Source organism: Streptococcus australis ATCC 700641 (assembly GCF_000186465.1).
Lineage (GTDB): Bacteria > Bacillota > Bacilli > Lactobacillales > Streptococcaceae > Streptococcus > Streptococcus australis.
The window spans coordinates 759,795-772,359 of sequence record NZ_GL636091.1 but is presented as its reverse complement, the minus strand read 5'-3'; the positions used below and the strand labels follow the sequence as shown (position 1 = coordinate 772,359).

Annotated in this window: 7 protein-coding genes and 1 pseudogene; 4 read left to right on the top strand and 4 right to left on the bottom strand. The window is 31.4% G+C overall.

What is annotated here, in order from left to right:
* Positions 1-111 precede the first annotated feature (111 nt).
* A complete protein-coding gene (locus HMPREF9421_RS03605; protein WP_006595624.1) occupies positions 112-2,256 on the bottom strand; it encodes an RNA-binding domain-containing protein in 2,145 nt (714 codons plus the stop codon).
* Positions 2,257-2,516: 260 nt separating this feature from the next.
* Between HMPREF9421_RS03605 and HMPREF9421_RS10285 the strand changes: the two are divergent.
* Together HMPREF9421_RS10285 and HMPREF9421_RS03595 are read left to right on the top strand one after the other, a co-directional pair.
* A pseudogene (locus HMPREF9421_RS10285) lies at positions 2,517-2,944 on the top strand (DUF421 domain-containing protein); the annotation flags it as partial.
* 156 nt (positions 2,945-3,100) lie between these two features.
* On the top strand, positions 3,101-3,304 hold the full coding sequence (locus HMPREF9421_RS03595; protein WP_006597108.1) for a CsbD family protein: 204 nt from the start codon (positions 3,101-3,103) through the stop codon (positions 3,302-3,304).
* A 716-nt stretch (positions 3,305-4,020) separates the two neighbouring features.
* Here the strand turns inward: HMPREF9421_RS03595 and HMPREF9421_RS03590 are convergent.
* Together HMPREF9421_RS03590 and HMPREF9421_RS03585 are read right to left on the bottom strand one after the other, a co-directional pair.
* Positions 4,021-4,968, bottom strand: a complete 948-nt coding sequence (locus tag HMPREF9421_RS03590; RefSeq protein ID WP_006595621.1) for an AEC family transporter — start codon at positions 4,966-4,968, stop codon at positions 4,021-4,023.
* Positions 4,969-5,045: 77 nt separating this feature from the next.
* Entirely contained in the window at positions 5,046-6,671 is a 1,626-nt protein-coding gene (locus HMPREF9421_RS03585) for a malolactic enzyme (RefSeq protein ID WP_006595620.1), read from the bottom strand.
* A gap of 357 nt (positions 6,672-7,028) precedes the next feature.
* On the opposite strand from HMPREF9421_RS03585, the gene HMPREF9421_RS03580 reads away from it, so the two are divergent.
* The gene (locus HMPREF9421_RS03580) at positions 7,029-7,379 is read left to right on the top strand and encodes a helix-turn-helix domain-containing protein (RefSeq protein WP_040803216.1); all 351 of its coding nucleotides are present in this window, start codon (positions 7,029-7,031) and stop codon (positions 7,377-7,379) included.
* Positions 7,380-7,501: 122 nt separating this feature from the next.
* Positions 7,502-8,380: a LysR family transcriptional regulator gene (locus HMPREF9421_RS03575; protein ID WP_006595618.1), complete on the top strand. Its 879-nt coding sequence runs from the start codon at positions 7,502-7,504 to the stop codon at positions 8,378-8,380.
* 626 nt (positions 8,381-9,006) lie between these two features.
* On the opposite strand, the gene HMPREF9421_RS03570 is transcribed toward HMPREF9421_RS03575, so the two are convergent.
* The gene (locus tag HMPREF9421_RS03570) at positions 9,007-12,489 is read right to left on the bottom strand and encodes a hypothetical protein (protein WP_040802964.1); all 3,483 of its coding nucleotides are present in this window, start codon (positions 12,487-12,489) and stop codon (positions 9,007-9,009) included.
* Between the last annotated feature and the right edge of the window lie 76 nt (positions 12,490-12,565).

The window sequence follows — 12,565 nt, the reverse complement described above, 5'->3', positions numbered from 1 at the left end:
GAAAAGTCAACTTTATCCTCTCTTTAAATTTATTTATTTTAACTGAATTTCTTTTAATTAAGGCATATTTTTAACAAATATCAAAATACGCCCTATATTAAACTAAAACTATTAATAGTCGCCTGTACATCTTAATTGTACTTCTAAAAATTCAGTTGAGGGGCTGTTATCCTCATTAAACTGATTTATTTTATATTTTTGAGGACCTTTTCTTATATATAATTCTAATTTTTGTGTTTTTAAATTCTTATAAAGAGATATTCCATTAATACTCTCTGCCTCTAAAATTAACAATGTTTTATCATAAACTTTTACATATTGCATATGACTTTTTAAGTATAATTTTAATTTGTCAGGCAAACCAGAGTCATCAATTTTCTCATTAATAAATTTGAGATAATCTTCAAGACTCATTTTTAATATTTTTGCCTCCCTTTCTATACCAACAATTCCAAAACCATTTATTTCATTAGCATTAATATTATCTAGCTCCTCAATTCTTCTTGTATCGCTAGTTTTATCTGCAATACCAATCAATATTCTTCCTTTAATATTTTTCCCATGATTAGCCATTGCACACATATTCATCATTATTTTTTCAAAACTTTTTTTATCAAATTTCCTTTTAGGATCTAGCGTAAGAAAACCTTGTTTAAAGTCAAATTTCCCCTCTTCAGTAACAACTTCATCCAAAAAACGAAGAATATCATGTTCTGAAATTTTTATATTAAAATTTGACTCTAGTAACTTAATTACTAATGTACCATTACGATTTTCTTTTTTAAAAAAACGATTCGGTTTATTAAAAAATTGATAAACCAACTGCCTAGAAATATGATAGTTTTGTTGAATTGAATTTATTAGTTTTGATAACTCTTTTTCTCCATTATTTTGTCTCAAAATAATTTTTGAGTATTCCTCTATTGTTTTAGTTTTATTCCCATGTAATTCTTTTAAATCACTCCTATCTTCTGTAAGAGTGAAATATTCAACTTTAGTATTTTCATCTTTATAGTATTGTAAATATTTTCTCTGTTTTAAAAAATTTTTAAAATTATACTTTGTTCCACTGTAGGTCTTTTCAGAAAGTCTCCAGAGTTCTGAAAATGTTAAAATTTCTTTTCCTGATTCTTTAAAATGTTTTAAAACATATTCATTATAATTTGTTTTAACTCTTTTTGGTTTTATTCGTGAAGCAAATTCTCTTTTCCAATCTGAAATAATATAAGTCCCGTCATCTACTTGGTAAAAATCTTCTTGACTCAAATATGAAATGACACTTTTTTCATTAATATCTCCTCTTCTTCTCTTAATTTCTTCTAAAATATAAGCGCTTGTTAATGGCTTATCTTCTACATAAAAAATATTTTTCATGAGGTCCTTAATAGAAATTTTTGCTATCCCAGAATTTTTTAATCCCCACTCCTTATTACCTAAAGATACTAATTCCGGATGAGCAACTAGCTGGTTCGATAAATATTGAGTCGTTACAATTTTATCTCCAGCTTTTCCTCTGTCTTTATTAATTGATTTTTTTATATCTTGAATCCCCATTCTCTTCTGCTTTATCCATAGAAGTTTGTATGCACTATCGCCTACAGATAAATCTAAATTGGGGTAATCTAAATATTCGACATTATCGATAACTAATTTTTTAAACGGAATTACCTCTATAGATAATAAGATATATTCCTTAGATTTTTTTCTTCTTCTTTTTGCAGATTGAATTATAATATCATCTTTTGAGATTGGTAAAATATTTTTTTTAACTATTTTTAATGTTCTGTTTATCTCATCTTCGAGTACAGATTTGTTAATTTCAGAACTTAAAATGATATCAATATTCTCTTTATCTAATGTAATTCTTTTTATTTCTAGTATTTTAAGATACATGTCAAAATAACTTTTATCACTAGCAGATATTCTAAATTTGTTTATAAGTTCAATATAGGATGTAGTTTTTTTATCTTTTAAATCATTTAAAAATTCTTTTGTCTTACAGACTAATTGTTCATCACACTTATAGTTTTTATTTTTTATTGTTGAACCATTTATCAATAAATTCATCTTTCTAAAGATTTTCGATTCAATTTGATGAATTCTCTGTTTAGATACTCCTTCAAGAATACCAATATCCTCATATGTATAAAAACGTTCTTGATTAATTCCATTTTTCTTATATATCATTGCTTTATACCGATCTGATTCTATCGACTCAAAATAATCTTCAAAAAATTTTTTTATTAACTTAATCATTACTTTCCTCCAGTATAATAAAAATAGAAAACGGGTTCGTTTAAATATATTAATTTTATTTATTAAAAATTTTTCCCCATATTACTAAGGTTACAATTTCAGATTCTTTAATAGGTTTAATAAAGTAAAAACTAATTTTACAAAATTTATTGTATCATATTCTAAGCTGAATGGATTTTAATATTTAAGTATTACTCCAAACTGTATTTCCCATTAGCTAAAAACAGCTATATCGCTAGTTCATATACTAAATATACAACAAATGGTTGAAAACCAATTTTTCTTCTATTAAGAATATCATCGACGGCAAGCCAACTATAATTATTAAAAATGGGAAATTAGATTCTGAAGCTTGTCGTTCAAAAGGACTTTCCGCATCAGACATCGCACTGCAACTACGAAGTCAAGGAGTTTTCCAATTGAAAGAAGTCAAACGGGCTGTCATTGAGCAGAATGAAAAATCGATCATCATAGGGATGGAAGATAAAAATCCTAAATATCCAGTTATCACCGATGGAGTGATCCAGACAGATATTTTGGAAATCATCAACAAAACCGAAGACTGGTTCATGGATGAACTCAAAAAAGACGGCTATAAAAAAATGTAGATGATATTTTTATCTCAGAGTATGATAAAGGAAAATTGAAAGTCGTGACCTATTCATCCCTCTTTTTCACGATATCGTAAGGACTCACTCCAACTTTCAGAATACCGTAGCGAATATTTGACTTTCCATTTTAGAAGGCATATACTTATATTAATCTGAACTAAATAGTTTTAATTTTTTAAATGAACTGTCTTGAATTCAGATTAAAAAACTATTTACTTAACGGAGGTGGCGCTATGTCATTAGAAGATAAATTAAACCAAGTTAAAGGTTCTGTTAAGGAAGGTCTCGGTAAAGTAACCGGCGACACAAAAACAGAAGCTGAAGGCGTTGCTGAAAAAGTTGTATCAAAAGCTAAAGAAGTTGCTGAAGATGCAAAAGAAGCTGTTGAAGGAGCTATCAACGGTGTGAAGAATATCCTTCACAAAGACGATAACTAATTTTTAACGTTCTAGAGCTACTCTATTTTCTACCGTCACGTTTGACTGTGGAAGATAGGGTGGTTTTTTGTTTGTCGTTCACTTGGTGAACTATATATCAGGAATAGAAAAACACCTTGCAAACTGCAAAGTGTTTTCGTTTGTATTCTGCTTTCCAGCAACGAATTAACGTTTAGAGGCAATTGACTTCGTCGAATTGCAGCCGTATTTGTACGTGGCTAAAGCCACAACAACTACGTCAACTGCCACAATTTAGTATGAAAATACAAAAAGAACACCCCGAAAGGTGCTCTTTGTAAGTATTGTAGTTCTTTCGAAGAACGTTTAGAGTGCAGTGGTTGCCATCCAATCAAACATCGCTTTGCTTGTTTTCTTGGGGCAACTGTGCATAGCATATCTCTACGCGACTAAAGTCGCTAGAGCTATCCTAATTGCGCACCGACAGTTCTCATAGAAAAAAAACACCTTGCAAGATGCAAAGTGTTTTCGTTTGTATTCTGCTATCCAGCAACGAATTAACGTTTAGAGAACTGGCTAGCTTTACAAGCTTTTTTCAATCCTAGTTTGAACAGTCTGACTTTTAGGACAGCTCAAAAGCGCTTAATAGCAACCGTCAGAAGAGTTTCTTCTGATTTCGATTTCAATAAATAAGAATTTATGTATCTAAAATAGTGAAATTTCTTAAAGCAAAACTTTCAAGCCTATCCTCTTCCTTCTTATCCTAACAAAGTTTGTAATATTGGAATAACAACGATAAATAGAACCGTACTTAGAGTCACTACATTCGTAGAGAATTCCACATCTCCTTTTCCCTGATTAGCAAGGATCGGAAGAACAGCTAGAGCTGGTGTAGCGGACTGAATCATAAAGGTCTTAAATTCTACTGTAGCCATATTTGGTGCAAAGAACTTCAATACAAGAAGCATGATTAGAGGAGCTAGGATAAAGCGTCCAACTAAAGTGACAATTGTATCTTTATCAAAAGTAATAGTTTTCAAGCCTGCCTTTGCAAGAACGATACCAATATAAATCAGAGATAGGGGAGTGACGATATTTCCAACATAGGTTAAGGTATTCGTTGCGAAATCTGGAATAGAGATTCGTAGAATCAAAAATAGCAGAGCCACAAGAAAACCTACAAGCGGAGCTGGTAGCAATTTCTTCCAGTCAAATTTACTTGTCTCCTTGCTTTGACCCGATTTACTATCGCTCGTCATCAAATACACGCCTAATGTCCAGGTGGAAATCGTGTTGGTGATATAGTAAATTAAGAAATAAGGAAGAGCCTGATCCCCAAAAAGAGCAACGTTTAAAGGTAAACCAATAAAAATAGTATTAGCATTCACAAAGGTATTAATCATGGTTCCTCGCCGTCCTGGACGAACCTTGAAAATCATAACTGCAATATAAGCTACGATATAGCCCAAGATAAAGGCCACAAATGTATAAAGGAGACCTCCAGAAAGACTGATTAGTTTATCTAGTGTTAGGTATTTCATTACCGACACAAAAATTGACGCTGGCAAGGCTACATTCATGATTAAACGAGATAGGTTAGGTCCAAAGTCATCTCCAAACCATCCCTTCACCTGAAGAATATACCCCAAAACAATGATAGCGATAATCGGAATGATACTCGTAATCGAGGTTAAAAAGAGTGACATAGGTATCCTTTCTAAATTACTTAAGTCCACAGCCCATACAAATCTGTCGCTACAGAAGGATAGGCAGCAGCAGTGAATTATTTATACTCTGGATACCACTTCAAATCACGAACTGCTTTGGCCATATCTGTTTCCTTAGCACACGCAAGACCTTGCTCTTGTGCTTTTTTAGCGACTGCTTCTGCTACTTTAATAGAAACATCTGCTACATACTTGAATGGTGGCAAGACAGGAGCTCCTGGCTGACCTGGATTGACAATACCACTCAATGAATGAGCTGCTGCTCCAATCATTTCATCAGTCAAAAGACTTGCTTCAGAAGCCAGCATACCTAGTCCAAGACCTGGGTAAATCAAGGCATTATTGGCTTGACCAATCACATAGTCGACACCTTTATAAGAAACTGTATCAGCAGGAATTCCTGTTGCGACAAAAGCTTTGCCATCTGACCATTCAATCAAATCTTTAGCACTAGCTTCAGCTAGTTTGGTTGGATTTGACAAAGGGAAGATCATCGGACGCTCTGTATTTTCACACATAGCTTCTACTATTTCTTTAGTGAAGGTATTAGGTTGGGTCGAAGTTCCAACAAGAATGGTTGGCTTCACAGTCTTCACTACTTCAAGCAGGTCAGTCAATTTGTCTGCGTTACTAAAGTCAGCACGTTTCTTAGCAAACGGTTTTTGTTCAGGGGTTAGGTCATCCATGTCATCAAAGAGAAGACCTTGTTTATCCACCATAAAGAAACGTTTATAGGCTTCTTCTTCAGAAAGACCTTCACTTACCATTTCACGAAGAACACGAGCGGCAATTCCTGCGCCCGCAGTACCACCACCATAGCAGAGATAAACTTGATCTGTTAATTTTTCACCACTAATATCCAGTGAACCAAAGATACCACCTAGGGTAACGATTCCTGTACCTTGAATATCATCATTAAAAGTTGGAATTTTTTTTCGGTATTTTTCAAGAATTTTGGCTGCATTCGAGCGGCCGAAGTCTTCCCAGTGAAGGTAGAGTTTAGGAAAGAGACGTTCTGCTGTTTGAACAAATTGGTCAATAAAGTCGTAGTAACGATCTCCGCGAACCCGTTCGTGACGATTTCCTAAGTAATTAGGATTGTTACGAAGTTCTTCATGGTTAGTCCCTGCATCGATAACTAAAGGAAGGACCATAGAAGGATCGATTCCAGCAGCACCGGTGTAGACCATCAATTTCCCGACAGAAATATCGACACCATTTGTTCCCCAGTCACCGATTCCAAGGATTCCTTCTGCATCTGTTACAACAATGAGACGAATCTCGCGATCCCCAGCAGCATTTTTCAAAGTGGCTTCAATATTTTCAGGATGATTGATATCAAGATATCCCGCATATTGGGGATCTACAAAGAGGTCACTATAGCCTTCAATGGTATCTGCAATGGTTGGATCGTATACAATTGGATTAAATTCCTCCAAATGTTGAGAAAAGAGGTAATAGAAAAGAGTCCGGTTGGTATTAAAAATTTCCATTAGGAAAAGACGCTTTTCCAAATCATTGGCTTTTGTTTGCATTTGCGCATAAGTTTGCGCCGCTTGTTCTTCGATCGTTTGAACATACGGTGGCAGTAAACCAATAAGGCCTAGTTCCTTTCGCTCCTCTAAGGTAAAGGCAGTTCCCTTATTCAGGAAAGGATTGTTTAAAATATCATGTGCAGTCATAGTGCAACCTCCTTTTTACTTCTATTATACCACTTGAAATGAATTGTTTGGAAAACTTTGTTGTTTAAAAAATACGATTATACCCGCATATGTTATAATGAGTCTACGAGAACAATTTTCTAATAAGCTCTTTTATACTTAAAACACTATTATTGAATACTTCAAGTTGTTGTATTTTATAAAGTCCTGAACTCATGAAACTCTCGATGATCACTCTTTCCTAAAAGTTTCAAGTATAGCAAAATAATCATACAAATTGGCAATCCTGATTAAAATTAATATCACATAAGTCCCTTAAACAATACTTTGTACTTTTTAATGTGTTTTTTTGTCATGCAAAACTTGTATTCTATTTATATGACAACTAAAAACTATTTACAACACTATATTTCCCAAAAAGTGAAATATTTTCGAACACAAAACAAAATGAGCCAGGAAGAACTTTCGGAACAAGCGGGACTTGGGCTTAAGTATATCAACCAACTCGAAAACCAAAATGTGAATCTGACCATTCACAGTCTTGAAAAAGTAATTGACGCCCTAGAGATGACCCCAGAGGAATTTTTCAATTTTGATAGCCTTGAATCAACCTCTGATAAGACTGACAATCTTTCACTCAAAAGAATCAACATGAAGATTAAACAGCTCCCTATTGATAAACGAGAAAAGATGTTGGTCATTTTTGAAAGTATCTTAGATAATCTTTAAGATTCCTGACTCACTTACATTTTAACCAGCGAATACTCGTATAGTCAAATTGTATGAGACGGATAAAATTTATTTATCTGGTGATTTCCAATTTTTTCTCCATTTAATGAAAGTGAGCTCCTATGAATTTAAAAGATCTACAATATTTTTATGACCTCTGCCAGCTTCAATCCTACACGGAAGTAGCAAAACTACATAAAGTCAGCCAACCATCTATTTCTTATGCCATCAAGCGCTTAGAGGAATCTTTTGATTGCAAATTGATTCACCATGATCCTTCACATCGTTCCTTTAAACTCACTCCTCAAGGGCAAATCCTTCTAAAGCATACAGAAAAGATCTTATCTGAGGTTATTTCTACTCGCAAAGAAATTAATCGTTCCTTGGCACAATACTCTACTGTAGGATTCCCTCCTATTATCATTCAGTATCTCTTTGCTGCCTTAAACGAAAAAGATAAATTCGATTTTTTAAAAAAGGTACGCCCTATCCGCGGTGGCTCCGTAGAGTTATTAAATCTTCTCCTCAAAGGAGACCTTGATGCAAGCCTACTCGGCTTGATTGAACCACTCAATCATCCTTCAATAGAGACACATGAACTCTTTCATAAAGAACTGTATGTCGTTTTATCTAAGAACCATCCTCTTGCTACTGCTCCTTCCCTCGCTTTTGAAGATTTAGTAGAGCAATCCTTTATACTTTTAGACGAACACTTTGTTCACCTGAAAGCTTTTGAACTACTTAATCAAAAGCATCAAAACAAGGCAGAAATATTCTTCAAGAGTGACGACATTGTCATCATTAAAGAACTTTTAAAGAAAGGGATTGGCCTTAGTTTACTGGCTGATATCGCACTTTCTGATGAAGATGATGATCTAATAAAAATCCCTCTAATACCTGAGGACCAGATCACATTTACAGTTTATTATGCTTATCTCAAATCAGCTACACTGTCATCAGAAGTAGAAGCCTTATTTCACCTCATTAAATCATATGAATAGAAAAAACTCTAACTATCAACTACCTGATAGCTAGAGTTTTTTTCATTATAGGTATTAGACTAAAGTACGAAGAAATAGGATATGATCGCCGAATTTTTCATTTACCTGATACCCTTCAAGGAGATTTCTAATTATAAATCTACAAGATATCAATAAAAAAGAACACCCCGAAAGGTGCTCTTTGTAAGTATCATAATTCCTTCGAAGAACGTTTACTAAATTGTGATGCTTTACGAGCTTTCTTAAGACCGGGCTAGGGCATCACTTATTTCATATAATTTTAAAATGCTTTAAAATAAACGTTTTATCGAGTTTTTAAAAGATAAAATCTCAGCTAATTTCAATCAACTTCATCAAAATAAGGTAAAATCGAACCAGAATATCAAAAGTTTACCTTATTTGGTTTTTACAGAAGTCAAGCAGACATTCACTGCTCGTTAGTTATGACGAAAAATATTGATTTAAAGTGATTGTTAATATTTAGAATTTCAATGTGCTACTGTAAAAATCAACCGAATGGCTACATTTTATGTGAAATAAATTTAGAAGTTAGTATATACAAAATCTCTTTTATCAATTTTAGAAAGTGAATGCTTTGATAACCTGTTCAAATTTTATAGAGAAATTCAATTATTATTTAGAGATTCAAATTCATTAAAACTAATAATTTCAAATGGAAATTCCACAAAGTTTGATTTTATTGGTTTATTTGTAATGAAATACGATTTTAATGAGTATCTCGCCTCTAATCCTATATTTCTACAAATTACATCTAGATTCTCTTCAAAATACTCTACTCGTCGTTTGAACTTTAGTCCTTTGGCCTTTCCTCCACAAAAGTATTCTTTTTGATCACCCATACTATCTTTCATAGTCTGACTTAAACGCATATATTTAACTTCAAATAATAATATTTCTTTCAGCTCATTGTCTATCACAATTAAGTCGTAATCTCCTAAATTTCTAGGATGATTTCCTTTAATATCTAATTTATATAATTCTTGATCAATATAAGTAACGTACCTATTATCTTTAAATAAGCCCTTAAGATTTTGGACTATCTGTTGTTCGTAAAATTTTTTCCAACTATTTATTGTATTTAACGTATTTTGCATACCAATATCATATGGTAAAATGAAGTTCATCATTCCCTCTGTCCAATCTTTTGCCAATCTATCAAGAATAATAGGTGAGAAAATAATGCTATTATGATTAACAATAATAGGTCTAGCAGAAAATTTATTATCTCTTTTCTTTTTCTCCCATATTGGAATTACTCCATTAGTAGTAATTTTCTTCTTTTCTATAACTAGGAATTTCAAAACACCATAAAAGATTTCAATTGAATAGTCCGAATTCTCTTCAAAATATTTAGCCAAATCTTCTATTTTACCTGTTACAACATTTCCTTTTACAGTCAGTAATTTTTGATTTTTTAATTTTAAAATATGACTATTACTTGAAAACATGGAGAGGAAATAAATAAAAGAATCAAAATTAACTCTCGTATCTTGAAAGAACGATTTCTTAACCAGACCAATTATATCATTGTCAATTTCCTTATCTCTACTTGCGTATTCACCATATTTATACTTGATTTCTATCGTTTCATCAACAAATTGTAAGTACTTTTCAGTTTCTGAAATATCTACAACATAATTATCTTCAATCTCTAACTGAAACCAATTGCTAGCACCATACGAATAGGCATCAGAAAGAAGTTGAAAATCTAATATGTATTTCCCATAAGCAATCAATTCATCAACAATATCATCACTTGGAATTAATGCGTCATCATCCCTTTCTGTTACTAAATTCTCTTCAATAAGATATTCTAATATTGGTTTATAAACGCGGGCCTCTTCACGTAAATCAATCGTTTGTTCTCGATATTTATTTAATTTAACAGTTTGAAGGTTTCCGTTATCTGAAAATGTAGTTAATCTTCTGCGGTGGATATCAATTTTAAAAATAATTAAAGATAATATATTTTGTAACTTAAGTATCAAGTCATACTGATTATACAATGACATCATAGAAACTAAGTCTTCTCGTATTTTATTTCTAAAACATCTTACTATAGCAACTATGTCTGATTCACAATATATGCCTGGATCTAATCCAAGTTCTTTAATGATGTTAGCAATACTTTTCCTGACTCTTTTAAAAGAATAGTTTTTAGGAACTGAGAATTCTAAATGAGGCTGAATAAAATATTCAACCCTAACTTCAAATAAGCTTGAAGTTCGTTTCTCATTGTCTGTTTCTTTAATTTTTTCAAATAACAAAACTCTATCCTTAAAAAGGAAACCGTCTAGCAAATTTGTTAGAATTGTATTTTCAAATTCTAATGTTGATTTGGAATGATTATCAGCAAATATTCTATTCCATTTAGGAGCTAATAAAGTTATCTGATATTTGGAATTTTTAACAAAAACTATTTTATTAAAATAGTTCGTTTCTTGTATGGGACATCTAGAATTAGCGTTTCTATCAAGCACAGACTTAGATACTAAATTAATCTCCATAGTTTCTTTTTCATAGTTTGATAAAATTGCTTCTTTATTATAATATAAAGCATTTAAAACAATTTCGTTAAAAGATTTTATTTGTTCGTAATCATAGATATTTATATCTTCTAAAATAAAATGTAACTCCCGATATATAATTTTTTTATGATTCTCTGAAAATATATCAATTGATCCAAGATGAGCTTTTGAAACAAGTGACAAATCAGTTTGTTCTCTATCAATTATTTCCCAACTATGAATATTATAAAACTCTCCTCCTATTTCAAATGGATAGTTTAATACAATTTTATCGAACATTTCCATATTATATTGAACACTATCATAAGGAAACATAGCTAGAGTTATATCCAAAGCACCTTCATTAATCACCTGATCTGATGATTTCCACATTCGAAACAAGGCATCTCCATTTGAGAAAGACATGATTCTATCTTGACTATTGATATAAGCTATAAAAAAATCAACGATTTCTTTTATCGAATTCGCATTGTTAATTATTCCTATAAGACTACTTACATTTAATACATATTCATCATCATCTTCAAATAGGAAAGGTTTAGTTATATTTGGAGATGTACTCCTAGTATCAACTCCGACAAAAAAAATACTTCTCTGTGACTTAAATTCAAATACTCTAACTTTTTCATCCTGGCAAATGCCTCCTATCTGGTACGTATTATTAATAATTCCATTTTTTAAGTACTCTGAAATTTTATTTTTGTCTGACTCTAAAATAATCAACCTATCTTCATTTAAAAATGCCAATGTATTTTCTATATAAATTTTTTCTTTAGTCTCTTTGTTGATCAATATAAGATTATAAAATGAATTTCCTCCTCGTTTAAAGAATTTTGTAAAATTACAATTTAGTCTTCTCCAGAAACTTAACCAAATAGATTCTTCAAACTTTGATTCCTCTACTTCACTTTCTATTCTCTCCATAAAGCAATCTTTCATAACCGGTAAAAATATGGGAAAGTTATTAACAGGAGTAAATAATGGATATAACTCATCATTAGCACTTTTGAATGATTTGAAATACTGAGCAAGTTTGTTATTATAAAAAAGCTCATAATTTTGATAAATGAAATTGAAATAACTCTCAGGCGGACATTCAAATTCTTCCTGAGTAAATTTATTTTTAAATGTTTCTAGAGATGAAATAATTAAATCTTCATATTCAAGAATCTCGTACCATATATCTTTTAAATATTTAAAATCATGTATTAAAGATTCTATTACAAACGAAATTTCATAAGTATCTTCATTACCATTACCTATAAATATTTTATGAAATCTATTATTTGAATAGAACCTTACATTTCCAGTATCAATAGGGAAATCTTCTTTTGGGTATTCGGGTATATAATTCTCAATTAGTTTTTTATAAAAATCTACATATTTTATATATGAATCAATTTTAATTGTCCCTAAAATCCTACTTTCATTATTAATAAAGTCTCTATTCAATTTATTTACTATTACTAAAAACCTCCTATTTGGAAACCATGAAGTAATAGAATAAATAGCTTTAGACAAAGATTCAACATCATATTCTAGCAAAAAAGAGTTACTCATTTGACTTTCCTCATATTCTCTTTGTATAGATTTCAAATCTACATATACTTCTATTATTATATCATTTATTATTATA